This window comes from Nocardioides convexus, from assembly GCF_011090295.1.
Genome location: NZ_JAAMYA010000001.1, coordinates 832,237 through 857,423, shown reverse-complemented (window position 1 = coordinate 857,423; position 25,187 = coordinate 832,237). Strand labels below are relative to the sequence as shown.

Below are 25,187 nucleotides of genomic sequence, written 5' to 3'. Positions count from 1 at the left end.
GCCGTACTCCTTGGGCCAGCCGATGCCCAGCCAGCCGTCCTTGCCGATCTGGCGGATGACGTCCTTGTAGACGCCCGCCTCGCCGAACTCGCCGGTGGCCGACGCCAGCCCGGCGCGGATCTCGGGGGTGACGAGCTTGGGCGAAGTAGTCGCGGAGCTCCTCGCGCAGGGCGAGCCTGCTGCGGCTCCAGGTCGATGTGCATCGGGTCTCCTGTGACGGGTCCTCGGCGGGGCGTGTCGTTGCCAGCGTAACGGCAAAACTGTAACGTGTTCTACATGACCGACACGCCCCTTTCCAATGTGCGCAGCCTCGACCAGGGCGCCGCGCCCACGCGCTACGCGCGGGGATGGCACTGTCTCGGCCTCGCCGAGGACTTCCGCGACGGCAAGCCGCACGCGATCGAGGGCTTCGAGACCAAGTCTGGTCGTGTGGCAGGACTCGCAGGGTCAGGCTGAACGCGCTCGACGGCTACTGCCGCCACATGGGCGGCGACCTCACCCAGGGCGAGGTGAAGGGCGACCAGATCGCCTGCCCGTTCCACGACTGGCGCTGGGGCGGCGACGGCAAGTGCAAGCAGATCCCCTACGCCCGGCGGGTGCCGCTGCGAGCGCGAACGCAACGCTACGAGACGGTCGTGCGCAACGGTCGGCTGCTCGTGTGGCACGACCCGGAGGGCTCGGCCGCCGACCACGAGATCCTGCCGCCGGAGCCTGCCGGACGTCATGACGGAGAAGTACACGCCGTGGTCGTGGCACATCAAGGACATCAACGGCTCGCACTGCCGTGAGCCTGATCGACAACGTCGCGGACATGGCGCACTTCTACTACGTGCACTTCGCGTTCCCGACGAGCTTCCGCAACATCTTCGACGGCCACACCGCCACCCAGTTCATGGAGTCGAAGGGGCGGCCCGACACCGCCGGCGGCGGGTACGGCGACGAGAACTCCACGCTCAAGTCCGTCGCGACCTACTACGGACCGGCGTACATGATCAACTGGCTCGAGGTCGACTACAAGGGCTTCGTCACCGAGGTCATCCTGATCAACTGCCACATCCCGACCGGCCCCTCGTCCTTCCGGCTGCAGTACGGCATCAGCGTGCGCAAGCCCGAGGGCCTGGACGAGAAGACCTGCGCCTACATCGCCGAGCGCTACACCGAGTCCTTCGGCGACGGCTTCCTGCAGGACGTCGCGATCTGGGAGAACAAGGTGGCCGTGCAGAACCCGCTGCTGTGCGAGGAGGACGGCCCGGTCTACCAGCCTGCGCCGCTGGTACGAGCAGTTCTACGTCGACGTCGCCGACATCAAGGCGGAGATGACCGACCGCTTCGAGTTCGAGGTCGACACCACCAAGGCCAACGAGTACTGGCACGCCGAGGTCGCCGAGAACCTGGCCCGGATGGCCGCCGACGGCGAGACCGTCGGGCACTGAGCCATGGCCTCCTTCGTCCCGCGCAGCCCGGAGACCCTCGAGGACCAGCGCCTCTACACCGAGGACCGCCTGGTCGAGGTCGCCTGCCTCGACTGCCTGGCCCGGGTCAGGGTGAAGAAGAACAGCGACCACCAGACCTCCGTGCAGTGGAGCGCGGAGGCCCGGGCGGCGTGCCAGGAGTTCGTCCTCCGCGACGCCGGTCCCGGCCGTCGGGACGTGCACAAGCCGTGCTCGCGGCTGATGGCTAGCATCGACGACGCCGTCCGGGCCGGAGCCTGTCCCGGTCGGCGCGTACGACGGCTACTGAGCCCCCTGCTTGAGGAGTTTCGTGGACATCGAGTCCTTCGTCCCGGACGTCGTCGGCGTGGTCGAGGAGACCGCCGACGCCAAGTCCATCGAGCTTCGCCGTGCCTGCGGGCGAGGAGGAGAGGTTCGCCTACAAGCCGGGCCAGTTCCTCACCGTCGCCGTGCCGAGCACCCAGACCGGGATCGCCGCCCGCTGCTACTCGCTCTCCAGCAGCCCGCACGACGGCGGCCCGCTGACCGTGACCGTCAAGCGCACGGCCGAGGGGTACGCCTCCAACTGGATCTGCGACAACCTCTCCGTCGGCGACACCCTGCGCGTGCTGCCGCCGTCCGGGATCTTCACCCCCGCCTCGCTGGACGCCGACCTGCTGCTCTTCGCCGGTGGCTCCGGAGTCACGCCGGTCATGTCGATCACCCGGACGGCGCTCGCCGAGGGCTCCGGGCGGGTGGTGGTCTTCTACGCCAACCGCGACGAGAAGTCCGTGATCTTCGCCGCCGAGTCTGTCCCGCCTCGCCGCCGAGCACCCCGACCGGCTGCAGGTGATCCACTGGCTGGGGTCCGTCCAGGGTCTGCCGACCGAGGCGCAGGCTGAAGGCCTTCTGCGCCCAGCACGGCGGCTGGGACTCCTTCGTGTGCGGCCCGGCGCCGTTCATGAAGATGGTCACCACCGTCCTCAAGGAGCTCGAGGTCCCGCGCAGCCTGCGCCACCAGGAGAAGTTCGTCTCCCTCGGGGGCAACCCCTTCGGCGACCTCGCCGAGGTCGAGGCGGCCGAGAGCGAGATCGCATTGGCGGACTCCGACGACGACGGTGCCGCCGCCGACGTCTTCGCCGACGCCCCGGCCGGGCCGGTCAAGGTGGAGGTCGAGCCTGGACGGCGAGGAGCACACCTTCGACGACTGGGACCCGCGGACCAAGGCTGCTGGACTTCCTGGAGAGCAAGGGCGTCAAGGCGCCGTACTCCTGCCGGGAGGGGGAGTGCTCGGCCTGCGCGATCCGGCTGCTGGAGGGCGAGGTCCGCATGCTCCGCAACGACGTCCTCGACCAGGAGGACCTGGACGACGGCATCCGGCTCGGCTGCCAGTCGGTGCCGGTGACCGACCACGTGAAGGTCACCTACTCCTAGGACTCGCCCCGCGCCCGGCGGGTACCTCCGGCGCATGCCGACCGTCGAGCGCACGATCACCGTCCCCAAGCCCGTCTCCGTCGTCTGGGACTACCTCAGCGACTTCACGAACACCGAGGAGTGGGACCCGCCCACCGTCTCCACGACCCGTACGTCGGGCGACGGCGGCGTCGGCACGACGTACAAGAACGTGTCGTCGATGCTCGGCCACGAGACCGAGGTCGACTACGAGGTCGTCCGCTTCGAGCCGGAGCAGGTCTTCGAGCCTGACCGGGAGCGCCAACGGCCTGAGCCTGCGCGACACGATCACCTTCGAGTCCGGCCGGGACACCACCACGGTGACCTACCGCAGCGAGTTCTCCCCGCACGGCGTCGCCAAGCTCGCCACTCCGGTGATCGCCGGTGGCATCGAGGTCCTCGGCTCGAAGGTGGCCGCCAGCCTGGAGAAGCACCTGCTCGCGCTCTAGGCGAGCCGCGCCGCCAACCGGGTCGCGATCATGTGCGCGATCGACTCGATGGAGATCATCGGGTTGACGCCGGAGGCGGTGGGGAAGCAGGACGCGTCGGCGACGTACAGGCCGGGGACGTCCCAGGTCTGGCCGTCCGGGTCGACGGCGGAGGTCGCGGCCGATCCGCCCATCCGGGCGCTGCCCATGATGTGCAGTGCCGCGAGCGCCATCGTCGCCGGTGCGGCGCCCGCCGCCCGCAGGTCGGCCTCGAAGCCCTCGATCGAGCCGATCCGGCCGGGCTCGTAGGCTGACCGTGCGGTGGTGGGTGGAGGCGATCCAGTCGGCGCCGGCGGCCTCGGCGATGCGCGCTCCGCCGACGAGGCCCCGGACGAGGTGGTCGGTGTCGCGCGGGGAGAGCTGGTACTTCACGACCGGCTCGCCGTCGCGGCCCACCCGCACGGTGCCGCCCGGGTCGCGGTCGCGGACGATCACCGCGACGCCCAGGGTGTGCTTGAAGCCGACCATCCGTCGGCGGAAGTCCGCGGAGCCGCGCCAGTTGACGAACCCGGACCCGAAGCCGGGCGTGAGCGGCGCGGTCTCGTAGAGCACGCCGTAGCCGTCGCCGTCGAGATCGGTCAGCGCGTCGACGTAGCGGCTCTGCATCGAGCCGACCCAGCCGTCCACGGGCTCGTTCATCCGGCCCCAGACCGCGGTGGCCGGGTGCAGGCGGAGGTAGCGGCCGATGTTGGGGTTCGCCAGGCCGCTGCGCTGCAGCAGTGCCGGCGTCTGGATCGCGCCGGCGGCCACGACCACGGCGCGGGCGCGGACCCGCACCCGGTGGCCGTCGGCGGAGCCTGCCCTCCACGCCGGTGGCGCGACCGAAGTCTGGTGCTGACGGTGCGCACGCGCACGCCGGTGAGGATCCGGGTGCCGGCCGCGGCGGCGTCGGCCAGCCAGGTCTTCGCGGTGGACTGCTTGGCACCCACCCGGCAGCCCATCCCGCAGCGGCCGCACTCGACGTCCTGGTCGCAGCCGAGGACGTTGCGCGGCATCGCCGCCGACTCCCAGCCGAGCGCCAGTGCGCCGCGCTCCAGGATCGCGTCGCGCGGCGCGGCCTTGTCGTGCTCGGTGTTGACGCCGAGCCGGGCGCAGACGGCGTCCATCGAGGCGTCGTACTCAGGCGTCGTGAACTGGGTGGCGCCGAGCGAGGCCCACTCCTCGCGCACGTGGTCGGGGGTGCGGAAGGACGTCGTGTAGTTGACGACCGTGCCGCCGCCCAGCCCGCGGCCGGCGACCAGGCTGCACCTGGCCCTCGGCCGTCGCCTGCGGCGCGAGGGCGTAGAGCCCAGGAAGCCCGTCTCCTCACCGCCGTCGAAGTGCCGCTCGTCGTGGAAGCCGCCCGCTTCGAGCACCACGACGTCGAGCCCGGCCGCGGCCAGCACCCCGGCCGTCGTACCGCCGCCGGCTCCGGAGCCGACGACGACCACGTCGCAGGACAGGTCGGTGTCGCGGGTGACGTCGAGAGGCTCGATCACCGGGGCCGGAGCGTCGGTACGACGCCCGAGGGGCCCGGAGTAGCCCATGCCGTCCCACAGCCCCGGGCCGCCGGTCATGTAGTACGGGAACAGGGCGGCGGTCTTGAGCCCCTGGAAGAGCGCGCGCTTCGCGCCGACCCGCGAGTCGGACAGCGAGAGCAGCACCTGCTCGCGCTCGGGCTGGCTCAGGCTCGGAGAACCGGCGCGGCCGGCCGGTGAGCGCGACGCCGAGCGCGCGGGTGTCCCACAGGTCGAGGAGCGTCCTGGTCGGCGCAGGCTCGCTCGCCCGCGGGTTGGCCTCGGCGATGCGCAGCGCCAGGCCGTGCGCGCCCACGTCGGTCGGAGACGGGACTCCGTCGCCCCCGGTCGCGAAGGTGTCGGCGATGAGACCCATCGCCCGGACCTGCCGAGGAGTGAACGCCATGAACGGACTCTAGGGTGTCGCGATGCCCCGGGGCGAGGGTCACGGTGGTAGCGTCTTTCCTGTTGAAAGCGGTCCGCACGCCGGGCCGTCACTCCGCCGGCAAATCCAGCCGACGGCGGTCACTGTTGTAGCACCACCTGGTCAATCCACGAGGCGCGGTTTCAGTTGGTTTCAGCCCACGCGGACCACTCGGCCCGCGCGGCTCTCATGGATGACACAAGGAGAAAGAACATGGCGCTCGGCACCGTGAAGTGGTTCAACGACACCAAGGGCTTCGGCTTCATCGCGCAGCAGGACGGCGGCGCTGACGTCTTCGTCCACCACACCGGCATCGCCGGCAGCGGCTTCAAGTCGCTCGCCGAGGACCAGAAGGTGGAGTTCGACGTCACCCAGGGTCCCAAGGGCCTGCAGGCGGAGAACGTCCGCGCGATCTGATCGTTCCTGATCGGTCTCTGTCGGGGCCGGGTGGCAGGGTTCGTCCCATGACGAGCGCTGTGCCCGGCCCCGACGGCTTTTGCGGTGTCCCTGGGCGGTCTCCGCCCCCGAGTTCCCCGCCTACCACGACACCGAGTGGGGCTTCCCGGTCGTCGACGACCGCCGCCTGTTCGAGAAGGTCAGCCTCGAGGGCTTCCAGTCCGGCCTGTCCTGGCGCACCATCCTGGTCAAGCGCCCGGCCTTCCGCGCCGCCTTCGCCGGCTTCGCGATGGAGACCGTCGCGGCGTACGACGAGAGCGACGTCGAGCGACTCCTCGCCGACGCCGGCATCGTGCGGCACCGCGGCAAGATCGAGGCCGTGGTCAACAACGCCGCACGCGCCCTGGAGTCGATCGCCGACCGCGGCTCGCTCGCGGCGTACTTCTGGTCGTGGGAGCCGTCCCTCGACGAGTCTGGGGGAGCCGCAGGCCCTCACCACCTCGCCGGCCGCGATCGCGATGTCCAAGGACCTCAAGAAGCGCGGCTGGCGCTTCGTCGGGCCCACTACCGCCTTCGCGTTCATGCAGGCGATGGGGCTCGTCAACGACCACGTCGAGGGGTGCGTGACCCGGGACGAGGTCGCAAGAGCCCGCGCGGACTTCACCCCGCCCGTCTAGCCTCGCCCGCATGGTCGAGTCTCGCCCGGCGCCGTCTTCGCCTGCCTCCGCCGCCGCGGGTGCTGTGGGCGGACCTGGTCGCGCCCCGTCGTACTGGCTCGCGGGTGTGGCTCGAGACTCGACACCGGCGAGCAGTGGCCAGAGGTGCTGGAGTCGGTCGAGAACGAGCGCGTCGTCTGGTCCTCGCTGTGGGCTGCCCGTCCCGACGACCGGGTCGAGTTCGCTGATCGAGTCGGACGGCGGCGACTCCGCGCTCACCTTCGTCTGGCTCGCCGCCGATCCGCTGCCCGGTCACGCCAGCCCGTTCCGCTACCGGCTGACGGTGCTGTTCGCGGCGGAGCCTGCGGTACTCCTACGGTCAGTGAGCCCCGAGCAGGTGGGCGCCGAGCAGCGCGATCGTGTCGGGCACGAAGCGCTCGGCCGCGACCATCTCCCGCAGGCTCCGCGACGCTCACCCACGCACCCCAGGCGACCTCCTCGGGCTGCCAGGTGATCGGGCCGTCGTAGACGCAGGTGAAGCAGAACGCGTGGTAGCGGGTGTGGTCGTCGGCGTAGTCGCCCTCACCCAGCCCGGTCAGCGCGACGCCGGTGACGCCGAGCTCCTCCTGCGCCTCGCGGACCGCGGCGTCGTACGGGTCCTCGCCGATCTGGAGCACCCCGCCCGCGGCGAAGTCGTGGAAGCCGGGAAAGACGTCCTTGGTGTCGGTACGACGGTGGACGTACACCTCGCCCGCGCGGTTGCGCACGACGACCGCGGTCGCGGCGTGGCGGAGGTTGCCGGCGCGGACCTCGCGGCGGGTGACGACCTCGCCGGTGGGGTGCCCGGCGTCGTCGTAGAGGGGGACGAGCTCGTCGCCGGGTGAGGCTCACCAGCCGCGCTCGCGCCACTCCGCCAGGTGCGGCCGCTCGGCGCCGAGCGTCGAGTCCGATCCGTGCCCGGGGTAGAACCAGGTGTCGTCGGGGAGCGTGCCGAAGAGCCTTGGTCTCGACGTCGTCGATCAGCGTGCGGAAGGCGTCGGCGTCGCCGAAGGTGTTGCCGACCCCGCCGGGGAACAGCGAGTCCCCGGTGAACAGGTGCGGCGAGCCCTCGGGATCGCGGTAGAGCAGGCAGATCGAGCCCGGGGTGTGGCCGGTGACCCGGATGACCTCCAGGGTGCACGAGCCGACCGCCACGGTGTCGCCGTCGCCGACCCGGTGGGTCACCGGGACACCGGTCTGCGAGGTGATCTCGTCCGCGTCGGGCTCGCCGGCGACGACCGCCGCGCCGGTGGCCTCCACGACGGCGGCCAGCGCGCGGTGGTGGTCCCAGTGCTGGTGGGTGGTCACGACGGTGGTGAGCCCGGCATCGCCCACCAGCCTGCAGCAGCAGGTCGGGGGAGTCGGCGGCGTCGATGAGCACCTGCTCGCCGGTGTCGTGGCAACGCAGCAGGTAGGCGTTGTTGGCCATCTTCTCGTCGACGGCGACCTTGGTGATCGTCAGTGCGGGCAGGGCACGCTCGTCGACGGGACCGCCGACCTTCACGTCTCCGGTGTAGGCTCATCGTCCCTCCAGGGTGGGCAGCGAACCGTTCGTGCTGGACAGTAGCGAGCCGGCGTCGCGACCGGTCGACCACCAGGCCAGCGCGGCGGCGGGGCCGCTCACGGTGACCGCGTCGGCATCGGGGGAGCCGAAGGCCCAGCGGGCGGGCTCGTCGGTGGCGACGACGTGGAAGCCGGGGCCGTCGTACCGCTCGGCGGAGGAGGCGAGCAGGTCGAGCGCGAAGGCGGGCGGCCAGTCGGCGGGGGAGTAGCCGGCGCCGAGGTCGGCGTGGTGGATCTCGACCTCGCTGCGCCGCATGGACGGTACGGCGGCCGCCGGCGTGACCCGGCCACCCGGCGTGCGCTCGAAGGTGACCTCCGGCCCCAGCCCGTCGGCGACGCCGGCGACCTCCCCGAAGGCGGCGCACGCGGCACGCAGCCGCGTGCGGATCGCCGACGGCGGCTCGGCGGCGAGCGCGTCGATGTCGCCGTCGCGGGCCGCGCTGTCGACGTACATCGTGGTCGGCACGCCGTCGCGGATCCCGCGCAGCACGCCGGTCAGCGCCTCCGCGTTGAGGGCGAGGTGGGCCGTGACATGGGCACGGGTCCAGCCGTCGCAGAGGCTGTCCTCGGCGAAGGCGGCGTCGCCGAGCCCGTCGACCGTGCGCAGCAGCCGCGCGTCGGCGGCGTCCAGTGGAGTGGTCACGAGCACATTCTGCCGGTGGCCCGGCCGTTGTCGGTGGCGGGTGAGAGGGTGAGAACCTGTCGCGGGGGCTTGCCTGCGCGTCGTACGATGGCGAACGTTTGTTCGAAGGGTCTCGACAGGCCCGACCGACGAAGTAGCAAGGGACCGGTAGTGCAGGATCAGCCTGATCATCCGTGGGGCGCGCGAGCACAACCTCAAGGACGTCTCGATCGACCTTCCGCGCGACTCGCTCATCGTCTTCACCGGGCTGTCCGGCTCGGGCAAGTCGAGCCTGGCCTTCGACACCATCTTCGCCGAGGGCCAGCGCCGTTACGTCGAGTCGCTGTCGGCGTACGCGCGCCAGTTCCTCGGCCAGATGGACAAGCCGGACGTCGACTTCATCGAGGGGCTCTCGCCCGCGGTCAGCATCGACCAGAAGTCCACGAGCAAGAACCCCCGCTCGACGGTCGGGACCATCACCGAGGTCTACGACTACCTGCGCCTGCTCTACGCCCGCGCGGGCCGTCCGCACTGCCCCACCTGCGGCGCCCCGATCGAGCGGCAGACCCCGCAGCAGATCGTGGACCGGATGCTCGCCCTCGAGGAGGGCACCCGCTTCCAGGTGCTCGCGCCGGTCGTGCGCGGGCGCAAGGGCGAGTTCGTCGAGTCTGTTCCGCCAGCCTGCAGTCGCAGGGCTTCTCCCGCGCCCGGGTCGACGGCGAGACGCACAACCTGGACAACCCGCCGACGTTGGACAAGAAGTACAAGCACACCATCGACGTCGTGGTGGACCGGCTCGCGGTCAAGGAGAGCGCCAAGCGCCGGTTGACCGACTCGGTCGAGACGGCGCTCGGCCTCGCCGGTGGGCTCGTCGTCTTCGACCTGGTCGACAGCGGCCAGGAGCCTGAAGTTCTCCGAGAAGATGGCCTGCCCCAACGAGCACCCGATCGAGACCGACGACCTCGAGCCGCGCTCGTTCTCGTTCAACTCCCCGTTCGGCGCCTGCCCGTCCTGCACGGGCCTCGGCACCCGGATGGAGGTCGACCCCGAGTCTGGTCGTCCCGGACCCCACCGCGACCCTGGCCGAGGGTGCGCTGCAGCCGTGGAGCCACGCCCACGTCGCGGACTACTTCGGGCGGCTGCTGGTCGCCCTGGGCGAGGAGCTCGGCTTCGACGTCGACACCCCCTGGGAGCAGGCTCGGCACCAAGGCGCAGAAGGCGATCCTCGAGGGCCACTCCACCAAGGTCCACGTCGTCACCCGCAACCGCTACGGCCGCCAGCGCTCCTACTACGCCGACTTCGAGGGCGTGCGGACCTACGTCGAGCGCCGGCACCGCGAGGCCGAGAGCGACACCAGCCGCGAGCGCTTCGAGGGCTTCATGCGCGAGGTCCCGTGCCCGGTGTGCCGGGGGAGCCGGCTCAAGCCGGTCTCGATGGCGGTGACCCTGGGCGCGCTCGACAAGGGCGGCAAGAACATCGCCGAGGTGTGCGCCCTCCCGATCAACGAGGCGGCGGCGTACCTCAACGACCTGGACCTGTCCGCCCGCGAGCGCCAGATCGGCGAGCGGGTGCTCAAGGAGATCCAGGAGCGGCTCAACTTCCTGCTGGACGTGGGCCTCGACTACCTCTCCCTGGACCGGCCCTCGGGCTCGCTGTCGGGTGGCGAGGCGCAGCGGATCCGGCTGGCGACCCAGATCGGTGCCGGCCTGGTCGGCGTGCTCTACGTCCTCGACGAGCCCTCGATCGGGCTGCACCAGCGCGACAACCAGAAGCCTGATCGAGACCCTGGTCCGGCTCAAGGACCTCGGCAACACCCTGATCGTCGTCGAGCACGACGAGGACACCATCCGGGTCGCCGACTGGATCGTCGACATCGGCCCCGGTGCCGGGGAGCACGGCGGCCAGGTGGTCCACTCCGGCACGGTCAAGGACCTGCTGGAGCACCCGGACTCGATGACCGGGCAGTACCTGTCGGGCCGGCGCGAGATCCCCGTCCCGGCGATCCGTCGCCCGCGCACCGTGGGCCGTGAGACTCAAGGTCATCGGCGCCCGCGAGCACAACTTGCAGAACATCGACGTCGCGTTCCCGCTCGGGGTGTTCTGCGCGGTCACCGGCGTCTCCGGGTCGGGCAAGTCGACCCTGGTCAACGACATCCTCTACACCTCGCTGGCCAAGCAGATCTACAACGCCCGGGCGATCCCCGGCCGGCACCAGAAGATCACCGGCCTGGACCACGTGGACAAGGTGATCCACGTCGACCAGTCACCGATCGGGCGCACGCCGCGGTCCAACCCGGCGACGTACACCGGGGTGTTCGACCACGTCCGCAAGCCTGTTCGCGCAGACGCCCGAGGCGAAGATGCGCGGCTACCAGCAGGGCCGTTTCTCGTTCAACGTCAAGGGTGGGCGCTGCGAGGCGTGCGCCGGCGACGGCACGATCAAGATCGAGATGAACTTCCTGCCCGACGTCTACGTCCCGTGCGAGGTCTGCCACGGCGCGCGCTACAACCGCGAGACGCTCGAGGTGCACTACAAGGGCAAGACCATCGCCGAGATCCTCGACATGCCGATCGAGGAGGCGCTGGAGTTCTTCGCCGCGGTGCCGGCGATCGCCCGCCACATGAAGACGCTCGTGGAGGTCGGCCTGGGCTACGTCCGGCTCGGGCAGCCCGCCACGACGCTGTCCGGCGGTGAGGCGCAGCGGGTCAAGGCTGGCCGCGGAGCCTGCAGAAGCGCTCGACCGGGCGCACGGTCTACGTCCTCGACGAGCCGACGACCGGCCTGCACTTCGAGGACATCCGCAAGTCTGCTGGGCGTGCTGTCGAGCCTGGTCGACAAGGGCAACACGGTGCTGGTGATCGAGCACAACCTCGACGTCATCAAGACCGCCGACTGGATCATCGACATGGGGCCGGACGGCGGCTCGCGCGGTGGCACCGTGGTGGCCGAGGGCACGCCCGAGGAGGTGGTCGCGGTCGCGGCCAGCCACACCGGGCAGTTCCTCAAGCCGCTGCTGGACGGGCGCGCGGCGAAGCAGCCGGGCCGGCCCAAGCGGGCGCCCGCGGCGCCGGAGGCGAAGGCACCGGCGAAGAAGACTGCCGCCCGGCGACCGGCCGCGAAGAAGGCCGCGGCGAAGAAGACCACGACCCGCAAGCGGACAGCCACGTCATAGCCTGATCTCAGGAATCCCCCGTAGCCTGAGCGCATGACGGCCCCCCTGAGCAGGCGACGTGCACTGTCCGGCGCAGCGACCCTCGGCATCGGCGTCCCCCTCCTCGCCGCGTGCGGCGACGACGGCGGTACGACGGCCGGCGACCCCGCCACCAGCGAGGCACCCACCAGCAGCGCGCCGACCTCGGCCGCGACGACCGAGTCCACCGCGGGTGGCTCGAGCGCGGCCGCGAGCGGTCTGGTCCCGACGGCCGACGTACCGGTCGGCGGAGGCGTGATCCTCAAGGGCGACGAGCTCGTGGTGACCCAGCCGAAGGCCGGCGAGTTCAAGGCGTTCAAGGCGGTCTGCACGCACCAGGGCTGTCTGGTCGACTCTGTCAAGGACGGCAAGATCGTCTGCCCGTGCCACGGCAGCACCTTCGACATCACCGACGGCTCGCCGCAGGGCGGGCCGGCCCAGACGGCGCTCTCCGCGGTGTCCGTCTCGGTCGAGGGCGACCAGGTCGTCCAGTCGTGACGCCGCCGGCGGCCCGTCGGGGAGAGGTACGGGCGAGCCGGCGGATCGTGTTCTCGGGACTCGGCGCTCTCGGCGTGGCCGCCGCACTGGCCGGCTGCGCCGGGAGCGACGGGGGCGGATCGTCCACGCCGTCGGTCGCGGCGGGTGACGAGCCTGGCGTCGGCCAGTGACGTCCCGGTCGGCGGCGGGGTGGTGCTCACGGACAAGAAGATCGTGCTCACCCAGCCGACGGCGGGGGACTTCAAGGCATTCACGGCCGTCTGCACGCACCAGGGCCAGGCTCGTGACGTCCGTGGACGGCGGCAAGATCCTGTGTGCGCACCACGGCTCGTCGTACTCCGCGGCGACCGGCGACGTCGAGGGCGGTCCGGCGCCGTCGGCGCTGGCCGAGATCGCGGTGAAGGCTCAGGGCGACAAGATCGTCGCGGCCTGAGCCTCGGCGCGCCAGGCCTCGTCCCGCGCGGCGGGGCGGCGGTCCAGGCGCGCGTCGAGGAGGAGTCGTGCCTCGTCGTACCGGCCGGCGCGGAGCAGGGCGGCGATCCGCGCCTCCTCGACGATCTCGCGCTGGGCGTCGGAGCCGCCGAGCCGCCACACCTGCGGCGACAGCGCGGCCAGCCGGTCGGCGCCCTCGCTCCACCGGCCGGCGGACAGCAGGGCGAGCGCACCGGCGAGGGGGAGCGACCACCTCGCGGTGGGTGGCGCCGCCGTGCCGCGCGCACCAGCGGGCCAGGCTCCTCCAGTCCGGCGGTGTCCTCCACCGCCAGCAGCGCGACAGCGGCATGCATCCCGAGGAAGGCCGTCGCGGGATTCTCCAGCACGGAGCGGCCGGTGAGGGCGACCACCTCGGCCATCGACGGTACGTCGGAGCAGCCCGGCGTGAGCGCCCAGCGGAAGAGCAGCGAGCCGGTGTCGACCAGCGCGCGGCAGCCCACGGCATGGCGGGGCTGGAGCCTGGGCGTCGTACCGGCGCCGGACGGCAGCGGTGTCGCCGAGCGAGAGCTCGTGCAGCGCCGCGTGCCAGGAGAAGTGGGTGAGGCTGTCGGTGCGCGCGCCGTCGCCGAGCACCCAGGCGTCCATCCAGGCCAGCCCCGCGACGTGGTCGCCGGTCTCGTAGTGCGCGTGCGCCCGGGCGTGGGCGGCGTGCCCGCCGCTCGGCTCCACCGAGAGCGAGCGGCAGGACAGACTCCATCGCCTCGTCGAAGCGGCGCTGCTCCTGCCGGACGAAGGCCATCAGCCCGTTGATCCAGGGGTCGTCGCCGTAGGCCGGTGCGGCGGTCTCCACGATCGACCAGGCCTGCTCGGGCAGGTCGGTCACGCCGGCGAAGGCGATCGTGGGCATGGCGACGGAGAGCAGCACTGCGTCGCGCGGGTACGACGCCAGGTGGCTCAGCAGCGGTCCGTGGTCACCCTGCAGGTGGCGCTCGACGGCGTGCACGTGGCTGCGCTCCCGCTCGGTCGCGCGCCCGGCGTGCAGCCGGGCGTCGGCCAGGCGGGCCGGGATGTCGGCCTGGACGCACATCTCGTGCGCGAGCAGCGCGAGCGTGGCGTGGCCGAGGGCGAAGGTGGGGTCGAGCGTGACCGACGTGGCGATCCGGGCAGCGGCGCCGGCACGGAGCCGGAGCAGGTCCCGGACGCCGTCGGTGTAGGCCTCGGCTGCGGCCTGGCTGGTGGTCAGGGGGTAACCGTAGGCGTCGCGACAACAACCCATAAGTACAGTAAACCACCTGACATTGCTCGATAAGAGATTGTCGGCGGCGATCCGTAGGGTTGATCCTGTGGCGCCCGCAGTGAACTACCGTCCCGCTCCGGGGTCGATCCCCACCCAACCGGGCGTCTACCGGTTCCGCGACGCCAAGGGCCGGGTCGTCTACGTGGGCAAGGCGAAGAGCCTGCGGGCCCGGCTCTCGTCGTACTTCCAGGACATCGGGAACCTGCACCCGCGCACCGCCACGATGGTCACCACGGCGACCTCCGTCGAGTGGACGGTGGTGAAGACCGAGGTCGAGGCGCTGCAGGCTGGAGTACTCCTGGATCAAGGAGTTCGACCCGCGCTTCAACGTGAAGTACCGCGACGACAAGTCCTACCCGTGGCTGGCGGTGACCGTCTCCGACGAGTTCCCGCGGGTGATGGTGGGGCGCGGCGCCAAGCGGCGCGGCACGCGGTACTTCGGCCCCTACAGCCACGCCTGGGCGATCCGCGAGACCGTCGACATCCTGCTCCGGGTCTTCCCGATGCGCTCGTGCAGCAACGGCGTCTTCAAGCGCTCCAGCCAGATCGGCCGGCCCTGCCTGCTCGGCTACATCGACAAGTGCGCCGCGCCCTGCGTCGGCAACGTCTCGCCCGAGGACCACCGCGCGATCGTCGACGACTTCTGCGAGTTCATGGCCGGGCGGACCAAGCCGTTCATGAAACGCATCGAGCAGGAGATGTACGCCGCCTCCGAGAACCTCGACTTCGAGAAGGCCGCCCGGCTGCGCGACGACCTCGGCGCGATGCAGAAGGCGCTGGAGAAGCAGGCGGTCGTCTTCGGCGACGGCTCCGACGCCGACGTCATCGCGGTCGCCGAGGACCCGCTCGAGGTCGCCGTGCAGGTGTTCTACGTCCGCGGGGGGCGGATCCGCGGCCAGCGCGGCTGGGTGGCCGACCGCACCGACGAGGGCGACACCGCCTCGCTCGTCGAGCACTTCCTCCTGCAGGCTCTACGCCGGCGTGGCGCCCGAGGACGCGCGGGACGCCGTACCGCGGGAGATCCTGGTGCCCGAGCCTGCCGCCCGAGGCGGCGACCTGGGAGCAGCTTGCTCTCCGACCTGCGCGGGTCGCGGGTGGAGATCCGGGTGCCCCAGCGCGGCGACAAGCGGACCCTGCAGGAGACCGTGGCGCGCAACGCCAAGGAGTCCCTGGCCCTGCACAAGACCAAGCGCGCCAGCGACCTGACCACGCGCAACATCGCGCTCGGCGAGATCGCGGAGGCGCTCGAGACCGACGAGGCGCCGCTGCGCATCGAGTGCTACGACGTCTCGCACATGCAGGGCACCGAGATCGTCGCCTCGATGGTGGTCTTCGAGGACGGCCTGGCCCGCAAGGGGGAGTACCGCCGCTTCGTGATCCGCGACCAGGAGGGCTCGGACGACGTCGCGGCGATGCACGAGGTGATCACCCGCCGGTTCAAGCGCCTGCTCGACGAGCAGGCGCGCTCCGAGCTGCGGCCGGGCGACCCGGAGAGCGGCAGCGGGCCGATGCTGGTCGACCCGGACACGGGACGGCCGCGGAAGTTCGCCTACGCGCCCGGCCTGGTCGTGGTCGACGGCGGCGCGCCGCAGGTGGCCGCCGCGAAGCGGGCCCTCGACGAGTCTCGGCATCGACGACATCCCCGTCTGCGGGCTGGCCAAGCGGCTGGAGGAGGTCTGGGTGCCGGGCGAGGAGGACCCGGTGATCCTGCCGCGCACCTCCGAGGGGCTCTACCTGCTGCAGCGCGTGCGCGACGAGGCGCACCGCTTCGCCATCACCCACCACCGCAACCGGCGCTCGAAGTCGATGGTGGAGAGCGTGCTCGACGGCGTGCCAGGGCTGGGGGAGGTGCGCCGCAAGACACTCCTGCGCCACTTCGGCTCGCTGCGCAAGGCTGCGTGCCGCGACGGTCGAGGAGATCGCCGCCGTCCCCGGTGTGGGGCCGCGGACCGCGGTCGCGATCAAGGCCGCGCTGGAGCAGGAGGACACCGAGGCGGCCTCTCGGAAGCGGGCTGCACCACAATGACCACATGAGTGAGAGCACCCACGGACCGCTCGTGGTCATCACCGGGATGACCGGTGCCGGCCGGAGCACCGCGGCGAAGGAGGCTGGAGGACCTCGGCTTCTTCGTCGTGGACAACCTGCCCCCGAGCCTGCTGCCCGACGTCGTCCGGCTCGTCGACGAGAGCCACGGGCCGGCCCAACCGGTGGCCGTGGTGGTCGACGTCCGGTCCGGGTCGTTCTTCCAGGGCCTGCGCAGCGCGCTGGCGCACCACGTCACCGGGCGCGACACGACGCTGGTCTTCCTCGACGCGACCGACGAGGTCCTGGTCCGTCGCCAGGAGGCTGCGCGGCGCCCGCACCCGCTGCAGCAGGGCGGGCGGCTGCTCGACGGCCTCCAGCGCGAGCGGGGCGTGCTCGCGGACCTGCGCTCCGAGGCGGACCTGGTCATCGACACCAGCAACCTCAACGTGCACCAGGCTCACCGACCGGATCACCGAGGCGTTCGGCACCTCGGAGTCGACCCGGCTGCGCGTCACCGTGATCAGGCTTCGGCTTCAAGTACGGCATCCCCGTCGACGCCGACTACGTCGCCGACATGCGCTTCCTCCCCAACCCGCACTGGGTCCCCGAGCTCCGGCCGCGCACCGGCCAGGACGGCGAGGTCGCGTCGTACGTGCTGGGGAGGCCGGGCGCGGAGGAGTTCCTCGACGCCTACGTGCCGCTGCTGGAGGGCGTCGCCCAGGGCTACCTGCGCGAGGGCAAGCGGTTCATGCGCGTCGCCATCGGCTGCACCGGCGGCAAGCACCGCAGCGTGGCGATGAGCGAGGAGATCACTCGCCGCCTGCTTGCCCAGGGATACGTCGCCCGCTCGATCCACCGCGACCTCGGTCGTGAGTGACCAGCGGGCCCAGGCCGTGGTGGCGCTCGGCGGCGGCCACGGTCTGCACGCCTCGCTCAGCGCCCTGCGGCACCTGCTGGACGACCTGACCCTCGACGAGTCGACCGCGGTCGTCACGGTGGCTGACAACGGCGGCTCCTCGGGCCGGCTGCGCGGGGAGTTCAACGTGCTGCCGCCCGGCGACCTGCGGATGGCCCTGGCCGCGCTCTGCGGCGACGACGAGTGGGGCGACACCTGGGCGCGGGTGCTCCAGCACCGCTTCGCCGGCGAGGGCGAGATGCGCGGGCACGTCGTCGGCAACCTGCTCATCGTCGGGCTGTGGGAGTTTGCTCGGCGACCACGTCGACGCCCTGGACTGGGTCGGTCGGCTGCTCGGTGCGCGCGGCCGGGTGCTGCCGATGGCGCTCACCCCGATGGACATCACCGCCGCGGTCCGCGGGCTGGTGCCCGGCGACCCGGACGCGCTGACCGCGGTGCGCGGCCAGGTCGAGGTGGCGACCACCGACGGTGTGATCGCCTCCATCGCGCTGGACCCACCGACGCCGGAGGTCAGTCCCGCGGTCGTGGAGGCGATCGAGTCCGCCGACTGGGCGGTGCTCGGGCCAGGCTCGTGGTTCACCTCGGTGCTGCCGCACCTGATGGTGCCGGCGCTGCGTGAGGCGCTGGTGCGCACCGAGGCCCGCCTCGTCGTCGTTCTCAACCTGGAGGAGCAGGAGGGGGAGACGCCCGGCTTCGGCCCGGCCGACCACCTCGCGGTGCTGGCCGAGCACGCGCCCGACCTGCACATCCACACCGTGCTCGCCGACCGGGGATCGGTGGGTGCCGAGCAGTCCGAGTCTGGAGGAGCCTGGAGGAGATGGTGCAGGCCCTCGGCGCCCGGCTGGTGGTCGACGACGTGGCCGCCGAGGACGGCTCCCCGCGGCACGACCCGTGGAAGGCTGGCGGCGGCGTACGCCCGCATCTTCGGAGCCGCGTAGGTCACGTCCTCGCCGGCGTCGGGGGTTGTTGACCCGCGTGGGAGGATCGTGGCCATGGCGATGACGGCACAGGTGAAGGCGGAGCCTGGCCAGTACCCCGGTCACCAAGGCGTGCTGTCGCAAGGCGGAGGTCGCCTCGACGCTGCGCTTCGCCGGCGGGCTGCACATCGTCGGTGGCCGGATCGTCGTGGAGGCCGAGACCGACACCGGTGCCGCCGCGCGCCGGCTGCGCAAGGACATCTCCGAGATCTACGGCCAGTCCTCCGACGTGGTCATGGTCCAGGGCAACGGGCTGCGCAAGGGCAGCCGCTACATCGTCCGGGTCGCCAAGGACGGTGAGGCGCTGGCGCGCCAGACCGGGCTGCTCGACCAGCGCGGCCGCCCCGTCCGCGGCCTCCCGCCGGCCGTCGTCTCCGGCGGCGCCTGCGACGCGGTCGCCGCGTGGCGCGGCGCCTTCCTCGCCCACGGCTCGCTGACCGAGCCCGGCCGCTCGTCCTCGCTGGAGATCACCTGCCCCGGCTCGGAGGCGGCGCTCGCCCTCGTCGGCGTCGCCCGCCGGCTCGGCATCCAGGCGAAGGCGCGCGAGGTCCGCGGCATCGACCGGGTCGTCATCCGCGACGGCGACGCGATCGGCCAGCCTGCTCACCCGGCTCGGCGCGCACGAGACCCTGATGGCCTGGGAGGAGCGGCGGATGCGCCGCGAGGTCCGCGCCACGGCCAACCGTCTGGCGAACTTCGACGACGCCAACCTGCGCCGCTCCGCCCGGGCGGCCGTCACCGCCGGCGCCCGGGTCGAGCGCGCCATGGAGATCCTCGGCGAGGAGGTCCCCGACCACCTCCGGATGGCCGGAGAGCCTGCGCCTGCAGCACAAGCAGGCCTCGCTCGAGGAGCCTCGGCCAGCCTGCACGAGCCGGTGCTCACCAAGGACGCGATCGCGGGCCGGATCCGGCGCCTGCTCGCGATGGCCGACAAGCGCGCCGAGGACCTCGGCGTCCCCGACACCGAGGCCTCGCTGACCCCGGAGATGCTCGCCGAGGGCTGAGCCCTCGGGGTTGTTACCTGGCCGTACCGCGGACGACGGGCGGCGCCGCCTCAGGTGCCGCGGCTAGGGTCGCTAGGGACGCATGATCTGTGTCACTCGGCACCACCCCAGCCTGACGACATAAGGAGCAACCACGGTGACTGTCCGCGTAGGCATCAACGGATTCGGCCGGATCGGCCGCAACTTCTTCCGCGCAGTGCAGGCCAGTGGGGCGGACATCGAGATCGTCGGTGTCAACGACCTCACCGACAACGCGACCCTCGCGCACCTGCTCAAGTACGACTCCATCCTCGGCCCGCTGGCCGCCGAGGTCACCTCCACCGACGACGCGATCATCGTCGGCGGCACGGAGATCAGGGCGTTCGCCGAGCGCGACCCCGCGGCGCTGGGCTGGAAGGACCTCGGCGTCGACGTCGTGGTCGAGTCGACCGGCTTCTTCACCGACGCGACCAAGGCCCGCGCGCACGTCGACGGCGGCGGCGCCAAGAAGGTCATCATCTCCGCGCCGGCCTCCAACGAGGACGTCACCATCGTGATGGGCGTCAACCACGACGTCTACGACCCGGCCGCGCACACCGTGATCTCGAACGCCTCGTGCACGACCAACTGCCTCGGGCCGATGGCCAAGGCGCTCAACGACGGCCTCGGCATCGTCAAGGGCCTGATGACCACCGTGCACGCCTACACCGCCGACCAGAACCTGCAGGACAACATCCACAAGGACCTGCGCCGGGCCCGCGCCGCGGCGATCAACATCATCCCGACGTCCACCGGCGCTGCGAAGGCGATCGGTCTCGTCCTGCCCGAGCTCAAGGGCAAGCCTGGACGGCTACGCCCTCCGCGTCCCGACGCCGACCGGCTCCCTCACGGACCTCTCCTTCGAGGCGTCCCGCGAGACCTCGGTCGAGGAGGTCAACGAGATCGTCAAGGCGGCTGCCGACGGCCGCTACCTGGTCTACTCCACCGACCCGATCGTCTCCTCCGACATCGTCACCAACCCGGCGTCCTGCATCTTCGACGCGCCGCTCACCAAGGTGATCGGCAACCAGGTCAAGGTCGCGGGCTGGTACGACAACGAGTGGGGCTACTCCAACCGCCTCGCGGACCTCATCACGCACGTCGGCGCTACGCTCTGACGCTTGTGACCGACAACAACGGCCTCGCTCCCGAGTTCCTGCACAGCGTCCGCGGCAAGCGCGTCCTGGTCCGCTCGGACCTCAACGTGCCCCTGGACGGCGCGACTATCACCGACGACGGCCGGATCCGGGCCAGCGTCCCGACGATCCGGACCCTGGCCGAGGCCGGTGCCCGGGTCGTCGTGACCGCGCACCTCGGCCGCCCGAAGGGGGAGCCGGACCCGGCGTACTCCCTCGGGCCGGTCGCGGCCCGGCTCGCCGAGTTCGCTCGGCGCCCCGGTGGCCTTCGCCACCGACACGGTCGGCGACTCCGCGCAGGAGATCGTCGCCGCGCTGCGGGACGGCCAGGTCGCCCTGCTGGAGAACGTCCGCTTCAACGCGGGCGAGACCAGCAAGGACGACGCCGAGCGCGGTGCCTTCGCCGACCGAGCTCGCGGCGCTCGCCGACGCCTTCGTCTCCGACGGCTTCGGCGTGGTGCACCGCAAGCAGGCCAGCGTGTACGACGTCGCACAGCGCCTCCCGCACGCCATGGGTGGCCTGGTCGCCACCGAGATCGACGTGCTGCGCCGGCTCACCGTGGACCCTGCCCGTCCGTACGTCGTCGTGCTGGGCGGCTCCAAGGTCTCCGACAAAGCTCGGCGTGATCGACAACCTGCTCGGCAAGGCCGACAAGGCTGCTCATCGGCGGGGGATGGTCTTCACCTTCCTCAAGGCCGACGGCCTCGAGGTCGGCAAGAGCCTCCTCGAGGAGGACCAGGCTCGACACGGTCCGCTCGTACCAGGCCCGCGCCCAGGAGCTCGGCGTCGAGATCCTCCTGCCCACCGACATCGTGGTGGCCGACTCGTTCGGCGACGAGGGATCGGCGCGCGTCGTACCGGCCTCGGAGATCCCGGCCGAGAGCCTCGGCCTCGACATCGGCCCCGAGTCCGGCGCTGCCTTCGCGGCGGCGCTCGCGGACGCCAGGACGGTGTTCTGGAACGGTCCGATGGGCGTCTTCGAGCAGGCGGCCTTTGCCGAGGGCACCCGCGCCGTCGCCGAGGCGCTGACGAAGGTCGACGGCCTGTCGGTCGTCGGTGGCGGCGACTCGGCCGCCGCGGTGCGTACCCTCGGCTTCGACGAGGCCGCGTTCGGCCACATCTCCACCGGCGGCGGCGCCAGCCTGGAGTACCTCGAGGGCAAGGAACTGCCCGGCATCACGGTTCTGGAGGACTGATGGCCACGACAAAGCTCGACCGCCGGGACCCGCACCCCGCTCATGGCGGGCAACTGGAAGATGAACCTCAACCACGCCGAGGCCGTGGTGCTCGTCCAGAAGCTCGCCTGGACGCTCTCGGACAAGCGCCACGACTACGGCAAGGTCGAGGTGGCGGTGATCCCGCCGTTCACCGACATCCGCTCCGTGCAGACGCTGGTCGACGGTGACCGCCTCTCCATCCGCTACGGCGCCCAGGACGTCTCGCAGCACGCCTCCGGCGCCTACACGGGCGAGATCTCCGCGCCCATGCTCGCCAGGCTCGGCTGCTCCTATGTCGTCGTCGGCCACTCCGAGCGTCGGCAGTACCACGCCGAGACCGACGAGATCGTCAACGCCAAGGCGAAGGCGGCGCTGGGGGAGAAGATCACCCCCATCGTCTGCGTCGGCGAGGGCCTCGAGGTCCGTCAGGCCGGCGAGCACGTTCCGTTCACCATGGCCCAGGTCGAGGGCTCCCTCGCCGGGCTGTCGAAGAAGCAGGTCGCCGGGCTCGTCATCGCCTACGAGCCGGTCTGGGCGATCGGTACCGGCGAGGTCGCCACCCCCGACGACGCCCAGGAGGTCTGTGCCGCGATCCGCGGCCAGGTCCGGGAGTCGTTCGGGGACGAGGCGGCCGACGCCGTCCGCATCCTCTACGGCGGCTCGGTGAAGGCCGCGAACGTCGCGGGGATCATGGCGAAGGCCGATGTCGACGGCGCTCTGGTCGGCGGCGCGAGCCTGGAGGCGGACGAATTCGGAGGGATCTGCCGCTTCTACGACATGCCGGTGCTGTCGTAGTACCGGGCCTGACGTAGGATTCCCGCGTGTTGTCGACGCTTCTCACCATCCTGCTCGTGATCGCGAGCCTGCTGCTCATCCTCCTGGTGTTGCTGCACAAGGGACGTGGCGGCGGACTCTCGGACATGTTCGGCGGCGGCGTGTCGAGCCTCCCTGGGCGGTTCCTCCGTCGCAGAGCGCAACCTCGACCGCTTCACCATCGGAATCGGCGTCATCTGGTTCGCGTGCGTGATCGCACTCGGGCTGCTGCTCGCCTATCAGAACTGATCGACTGCAACTGGCCCGCTCACGTTCGGGCCGCTTGATGCTGGAGGAGAGAATCCGTTGGCTGGTGGTGGGAACGCGATCCGCGGTAGTCGCGTCGGTGCAGGTCCGATGGGCGAGGCTGAGCGTGGTGAGGCCGCGCCCCGTCAGGCGGTGACGTACTTCTGCGCGAACAGCCACCGCTCGGTGATCACCTTCTCCGTCGAGGCCGCCGTGCCCGACTCCTGGGACTGCCCCAAGTGCGGGCTGCCTGCCGGCCTCGACTCGGAGAACGCCCCGCCGGCGCCGAAGATCGAGCCGTACAAGACGCACCTGGCCTACGTGAAGGAGCGCCGCTCCGACAAGGAGGCTGAGGTCATCCTCGACGAGGCGATCCAGCAGTTTGCGCTCGCGGCGGAAGTCCGGCGAGATCATCTTCTGAGCCTGGGTGGCGCGAGCGCCGCGCTCCTTCGTCGCGCCGCGCTGCCGCGCTCGCGGGTGGCTTGGGTAGATGTTTGCGTCCGGTTGGCGGCAGGACTGCCGGCGCTCGGAACCTCGCCTGCCTGCGCCTTCGGTCGCTCGTTCCTCGCTCCCTACGGCTGCGGGCCGGCTCGGTCCCGTGCTGGCCGGCTCCGCCTGGCGGCTAGCCTCTGCGACGCGCCACCGGGGCGTCGTGTGCGGTCGGTCCAGTAGGTGGTTCGACCCCGTAGCGGCGTGCGTCGACGGCTCTCCTCTCCCCGATGGCTGTAGGAGGGGGCGCGCGGTCGGTGCTACGGACGGCGGTCACTGGGGGACCGCCTCGACGACGAGGTTCTTGCGGTAGTGGAAGCCTCCGCCGGGGAGGGTGGCCCGGTCGGTGCAGGTGATCAGCACCAGGCGGCGCGCGACCTCTTGGAGGAACAGGCTCAGGGGCAGGTGGCGGCGGTCCACGGCGCGCACGCGCACGACCCGCCAGCGACGTACGGCGCCGGAGGCATCCACCGTGGTGACCTGCTGGCCGACGCGGACCCGGGCGAGGCCGTGGAAGGCGCCGGGGCGGTCGTGGTCGTCGGAGACGTGCCCGGCGAGCAGAGTGGTGCCAACCAGGGACGAGAGCGGGACGCTGCCGTCCCACAGACCGGCCCGGCGACGCTCGTGCGGGGCGGGGAGGGTGGCACCGCGGAAGCCGACGGACTCCAGGGTGGCAGCCACCCCCGCGACCGGTACGACGACCCGGGCCTGCCCGGGCGCCGAGGAGGACCGGGCAGGCGTGCTCCGGCCGCCGCCCGTGTCGACTGTCGGATGTCCGGGCACGGCGGGCTGCCGGGGTGCGGCGAGCGAGGTCTCGACGGACAGGCCAGCCGCCGTCCACGGTGAGCCCGCGCTACGGGCTGAGGGCAGCAGCCGCTCGCGGTAGGTGAAGCAGCCGCCCCGACGCAGCCGGGTGCGCCCGACCTGCACACTGACATCGTGCGCCACCGCGAAGGTGCCGTGGGCGGCGACCGGGGCACCGGCCCAGCGGGAGCCCGTGCACCGCTGGTGGCTGTCGGGCGCGACCGGACCGAGGAGGAGCCACTGACCGGTGTGTGCGACGCCCTGCGAGCCGGTGACGCGCACCGTGTCGACCAGGGTGTCGCCGACCCGGCTGCGCTGGAGGTTGACCTGCGTGGCGAGCGCCGGAGTCACCAGGACGGCCAGCGTGGTCTCCTCGGCGAGACCGGCCGCCGTCCACGGCGCACCCGCGGTGCGCGCGGAGGGCAGCAGCCGCTCGCGGTAGGTGTAGCAACCGGCCCGGGGGAGCCGGGTGCGGCCGACACGCACCGTGCCGTCACCAGCCACGGTGAAGGTGCCCCGCGCGGTCACCGAGGCGGCGGACCAGGTCGCTCCGGCGCACTGGCCGCGCGCCGGGGCGACCGGACCGAGCAGGACCCACTCGCCGGTGAGCGGCACGCCCTCGGTGCCGGTGATGGTCGCCGCGTCCTCGACCGTGTCGCCGGCCAGTGCGCGCTGGCGGTCGACCCGGGTCGCGAGCCTCGGGGCCGGCAGCACGACGAGTGCCGTCTCCTCGGCGATGCCGGCCGCGGTCCATGGCGTAGCGGCCGTGCGGGCGGAGGCGAGCAGTCGTTCGCGGTAGGTGTAGCACCCGGCGTGCGGCACCGGGGTCCGGCCGACACGCACCGTCCCGTCGCCGCTGACCGAGAACGAGCCGTGGCCGGCGCTCGGGGCGCCTGCCCATCGCGCGCCCCCACACGACTGCCGGCGATCGGGGGCGACCGGACCGAGGAGCACCCACTCGCCGCGCAAAGCGGCGCCGCCGCTGCCGGAGACGACGACGGTGTCCTCGAGGGTGTCGCCGACCAGTGCGCGCTGCCGGTCGATCCGGGTCGCGAGGTGCGGCGTCCGCAGCGCCGGCGCCGTGGCGGAGGCCGTCAGCGCGCGGCGACCCGCGGAGGCGGCGACCCGCTGGTAGCGAGCACCGAGGACGTAGCGCAGGTAGCGGTGCTCGGGCACTTGCTCGTAGCGGACCCGGACGCCGACGGCACCGGCACCGCTGCGCCGCCACGTCAGCGCAGGGACCGCGCCGCCGCCGGAGCGCAGGGTGCGCGCCGACGAGCCGTTCGCGAAGGTGGCACCGCTCAGGCTCACCCGGACGACGAGTCTCGGCACCCAGGCGCCGCGCGCCGAGCGCAGGCCCAGGCCGCTCACCGTGCCCACGGCGCCGTCCGTCGACAGGAGCGGCCGCGCGGGGACGTAGCCGGTCCGCGTCGGCGCGTTGCGCTCGGCGTCGCCGAGCAGGACACGGGCGGTGCGGAGGATGCGGGCGTGCAGGGACGGGCTCTCGCGGCGCACCTCCGCCATCCGGTCCGCCATCCGGCCGGGCTGGGAGTTG

General features: G+C 71.9%; 17 protein-coding genes and 13 pseudogenes. 20 read left to right on the top strand and 10 right to left on the bottom strand.

Annotated elements, in window-relative coordinates; all coding sequences use genetic code 11:
* Positions 1-19: 19 nt before the first annotated feature.
* Positions 20-354 (bottom strand): annotated as a pseudogene (locus G5V59_RS06315) (hypothetical protein); the annotation flags it as partial.
* Between G5V59_RS06315 and G5V59_RS06310 the strand changes: the two are divergent.
* From G5V59_RS06310 to G5V59_RS06290, 5 genes are all read left to right on the top strand, one after another.
* Positions 277-456, top strand: coding sequence for a hypothetical protein (locus tag G5V59_RS06310; protein WP_278260276.1), 180 nt, complete (start codon positions 277-279; stop codon positions 454-456). The pseudogene G5V59_RS06315 and the gene G5V59_RS06310 sit on opposite strands and share 78 nt — an antisense overlap.
* Positions 457-482: 26 nt before the next feature.
* Entirely contained in the window at positions 483-788 is a 306-nt protein-coding gene (locus tag G5V59_RS06305) for a Rieske 2Fe-2S domain-containing protein (protein WP_278259675.1), read from the top strand.
* On the top strand, positions 785-1,681 hold the full coding sequence (locus G5V59_RS06300; RefSeq protein ID WP_278255920.1) for a hypothetical protein: 897 nt from the start codon (positions 785-787) through the stop codon (positions 1,679-1,681). The genes G5V59_RS06305 and G5V59_RS06300 overlap by 4 nt, the downstream gene beginning before the upstream one ends.
* Positions 1,682-1,840: 159 nt before the next feature.
* A complete protein-coding gene (locus G5V59_RS06295; protein WP_278255919.1) occupies positions 1,841-2,332 on the top strand; it encodes an FAD-binding oxidoreductase in 492 nt (163 codons plus the stop codon).
* The gene (locus tag G5V59_RS06290) at positions 2,280-2,864 is read left to right on the top strand and encodes a 2Fe-2S iron-sulfur cluster binding domain-containing protein (RefSeq protein WP_278255918.1); all 585 of its coding nucleotides are present in this window, start codon (positions 2,280-2,282) and stop codon (positions 2,862-2,864) included. The genes G5V59_RS06295 and G5V59_RS06290 overlap by 53 nt, the downstream gene beginning before the upstream one ends.
* A 104-nt stretch (positions 2,865-2,968) precedes the next feature.
* On the opposite strand, the gene G5V59_RS06285 is transcribed toward G5V59_RS06290, so the two are convergent.
* From G5V59_RS06285 to G5V59_RS06275, 3 genes and pseudogenes are all read right to left on the bottom strand, one after another.
* Positions 2,969-4,147, bottom strand: a complete 1,179-nt coding sequence (locus tag G5V59_RS06285; RefSeq protein ID WP_278255917.1) for a GMC family oxidoreductase N-terminal domain-containing protein — start codon at positions 4,145-4,147, stop codon at positions 2,969-2,971.
* Positions 4,148-4,266: 119 nt separating this feature from the next.
* Positions 4,267-4,725: pseudogene (locus G5V59_RS06280) on the bottom strand (GMC family oxidoreductase N-terminal domain-containing protein); the annotation flags it as partial.
* Positions 4,676-5,242 (bottom strand): hypothetical protein, encoded by a 567-nt coding sequence (locus G5V59_RS06275; RefSeq protein ID WP_278255916.1) that lies wholly within the window; start codon positions 5,240-5,242, stop codon positions 4,676-4,678. The gene G5V59_RS06275 and the pseudogene G5V59_RS06280, both read right to left, overlap by 50 nt.
* Before the next feature lie 261 nt (positions 5,243-5,503).
* On the opposite strand from G5V59_RS06275, the gene G5V59_RS06270 reads away from it, so the two are divergent.
* The 3 genes and pseudogenes from G5V59_RS06270 (at position 5,504) to G5V59_RS06260 (ending at position 6,363) form a co-directional block, all read left to right on the top strand.
* Positions 5,504-5,707: a cold-shock protein gene (locus G5V59_RS06270; protein WP_278255915.1), complete on the top strand. Its 204-nt coding sequence runs from the start codon at positions 5,504-5,506 to the stop codon at positions 5,705-5,707.
* 79 nt (positions 5,708-5,786) lie between these two features.
* Positions 5,787-6,083, top strand: a pseudogene (locus G5V59_RS06265) (DNA-3-methyladenine glycosylase I); the annotation flags it as partial.
* Positions 6,084-6,204: 121 nt separating this feature from the next.
* Positions 6,205-6,363 (top strand): DNA-3-methyladenine glycosylase I, encoded by a 159-nt coding sequence (locus tag G5V59_RS06260; protein WP_278259674.1) that lies wholly within the window; start codon positions 6,205-6,207, stop codon positions 6,361-6,363.
* A gap of 254 nt (positions 6,364-6,617) precedes the next feature.
* Here G5V59_RS06260 and G5V59_RS06255 read toward each other — a convergent pair whose 3' ends face one another.
* The 4 genes and pseudogenes from G5V59_RS06255 to G5V59_RS06245 all read right to left on the bottom strand — a co-directional run bounded on the left by G5V59_RS06255 (position 6,618) and on the right by G5V59_RS06245 (position 8,587).
* Positions 6,618-7,088, bottom strand: coding sequence for an NUDIX domain-containing protein (locus G5V59_RS06255; RefSeq protein WP_278259673.1), 471 nt, complete (start codon positions 7,086-7,088; stop codon positions 6,618-6,620).
* A gap of 313 nt (positions 7,089-7,401) precedes the next feature.
* Positions 7,402-7,689 (bottom strand): annotated as a pseudogene (locus tag G5V59_RS35980) (MBL fold metallo-hydrolase); the annotation flags it as partial.
* Positions 7,686-7,904, bottom strand: a complete 219-nt coding sequence (locus G5V59_RS35975) for a hypothetical protein (RefSeq protein ID WP_341350875.1) — start codon at positions 7,902-7,904, stop codon at positions 7,686-7,688. The gene G5V59_RS35975 and the pseudogene G5V59_RS35980, both read right to left, overlap by 4 nt.
* Positions 7,901-8,587, bottom strand: coding sequence for a maleylpyruvate isomerase family mycothiol-dependent enzyme (locus tag G5V59_RS06245; RefSeq protein WP_278255914.1), 687 nt, complete (start codon positions 8,585-8,587; stop codon positions 7,901-7,903). The genes G5V59_RS35975 and G5V59_RS06245 overlap by 4 nt, the downstream gene beginning before the upstream one ends.
* A 157-nt stretch (positions 8,588-8,744) precedes the next feature.
* Between G5V59_RS06245 and uvrA the strand changes: the two are divergent.
* From uvrA to G5V59_RS06230, 3 genes and pseudogenes are all read left to right on the top strand, one after another.
* Positions 8,745-11,740: pseudogene (gene uvrA, locus G5V59_RS06240) on the top strand (excinuclease ABC subunit UvrA).
* A gap of 33 nt (positions 11,741-11,773) precedes the next feature.
* Positions 11,774-12,256, top strand: a complete 483-nt coding sequence (locus G5V59_RS06235) for a Rieske (2Fe-2S) protein (protein WP_278255913.1) — start codon at positions 11,774-11,776, stop codon at positions 12,254-12,256.
* A 47-nt stretch (positions 12,257-12,303) separates the two neighbouring features.
* Complete coding sequence (locus tag G5V59_RS06230) at positions 12,304-12,426, top strand: hypothetical protein (RefSeq protein ID WP_278255912.1); 123 nt, start codon at positions 12,304-12,306, stop codon at positions 12,424-12,426.
* An 80-nt stretch (positions 12,427-12,506) separates the two neighbouring features.
* On the opposite strand, the gene G5V59_RS06225 is transcribed toward G5V59_RS06230, so the two are convergent.
* Positions 12,507-13,964 (bottom strand): hypothetical protein, encoded by a 1,458-nt coding sequence (locus G5V59_RS06225; protein WP_278255911.1) that lies wholly within the window; start codon positions 13,962-13,964, stop codon positions 12,507-12,509.
* A gap of 67 nt (positions 13,965-14,031) precedes the next feature.
* On the opposite strand from G5V59_RS06225, the pseudogene uvrC reads away from it, so the two are divergent.
* The 9 genes and pseudogenes from uvrC to G5V59_RS06180 all read left to right on the top strand — a co-directional run bounded on the left by uvrC (position 14,032) and on the right by G5V59_RS06180 (position 22,760).
* A pseudogene (gene uvrC, locus G5V59_RS06220) lies at positions 14,032-16,011 on the top strand (excinuclease ABC subunit UvrC).
* 4 nt (positions 16,012-16,015) lie between these two features.
* A pseudogene (rapZ, locus tag G5V59_RS06215) lies at positions 16,016-16,888 on the top strand (RNase adapter RapZ).
* Positions 16,881-17,865, top strand: a pseudogene (gene yvcK / locus G5V59_RS06210) (uridine diphosphate-N-acetylglucosamine-binding protein YvcK). The pseudogenes rapZ and yvcK overlap by 8 nt, the downstream one beginning before the upstream one ends.
* A gap of 54 nt (positions 17,866-17,919) precedes the next feature.
* A pseudogene (gene whiA / locus G5V59_RS06205) lies at positions 17,920-18,908 on the top strand (DNA-binding protein WhiA).
* Between the two features lie 136 nt (positions 18,909-19,044).
* A pseudogene (gap, locus tag G5V59_RS06200) lies at positions 19,045-20,044 on the top strand (type I glyceraldehyde-3-phosphate dehydrogenase).
* Between the two features lie 38 nt (positions 20,045-20,082).
* A pseudogene (locus tag G5V59_RS06195) lies at positions 20,083-21,259 on the top strand (phosphoglycerate kinase).
* A gap of 60 nt (positions 21,260-21,319) precedes the next feature.
* Positions 21,320-22,075 carry a triose-phosphate isomerase gene (gene tpiA / locus G5V59_RS06190; RefSeq protein WP_278259672.1) on the top strand — a complete coding sequence of 252 codons (756 nt, stop codon included), beginning with the start codon at positions 21,320-21,322 and terminating at the stop codon, positions 22,073-22,075.
* Between the two features lie 29 nt (positions 22,076-22,104).
* Positions 22,105-22,342, top strand: a pseudogene (secG, locus tag G5V59_RS06185) (preprotein translocase subunit SecG).
* 57 nt (positions 22,343-22,399) lie between these two features.
* A pseudogene (locus tag G5V59_RS06180) lies at positions 22,400-22,760 on the top strand (RNA polymerase-binding protein RbpA).
* 341 nt (positions 22,761-23,101) lie between these two features.
* On the opposite strand, the gene G5V59_RS06175 reads toward G5V59_RS06180, so the two are convergent.
* Positions 23,102-25,147: a class F sortase gene (locus G5V59_RS06175; RefSeq protein ID WP_278255910.1), complete on the bottom strand. Its 2,046-nt coding sequence runs from the start codon at positions 25,145-25,147 to the stop codon at positions 23,102-23,104.
* Positions 25,148-25,187: the final 40 nt, after the last annotated feature.

Coding starts and splice junctions, on each gene's coding strand:
- G5V59_RS06235 (WP_278255913.1), top strand. CDS start 11,774: ATGACGGCCCCCCTGAGCAGGCGACGTGCACTGTCCGGCGCAGCGACC.
- G5V59_RS06310 (WP_278260276.1), top strand. CDS start 277: ATGACCGACACGCCCCTTTCCAATGTGCGCAGCCTCGACCAGGGCGCC.
- G5V59_RS35975 (WP_341350875.1), bottom strand. CDS start 7,904: ATGAGCCTACACCGGAGACGTGAAGGTCGGCGGTCCCGTCGACGAGCG.
- tpiA (WP_278259672.1), top strand. CDS start 21,320: ATGAACCTCAACCACGCCGAGGCCGTGGTGCTCGTCCAGAAGCTCGCC.
- G5V59_RS06225 (WP_278255911.1), bottom strand. CDS start 13,964: ATGGGTTGTTGTCGCGACGCCTACGGTTACCCCCTGACCACCAGCCAG.
- G5V59_RS06275 (WP_278255916.1), bottom strand. CDS start 5,242: ATGGGTCTCATCGCCGACACCTTCGCGACCGGGGGCGACGGAGTCCCG.
- G5V59_RS06270 (WP_278255915.1), top strand. CDS start 5,504: ATGGCGCTCGGCACCGTGAAGTGGTTCAACGACACCAAGGGCTTCGGC.
- G5V59_RS06260 (WP_278259674.1), top strand. CDS start 6,205: ATGTCCAAGGACCTCAAGAAGCGCGGCTGGCGCTTCGTCGGGCCCACT.
- G5V59_RS06305 (WP_278259675.1), top strand. CDS start 483: ATGGGCGGCGACCTCACCCAGGGCGAGGTGAAGGGCGACCAGATCGCC.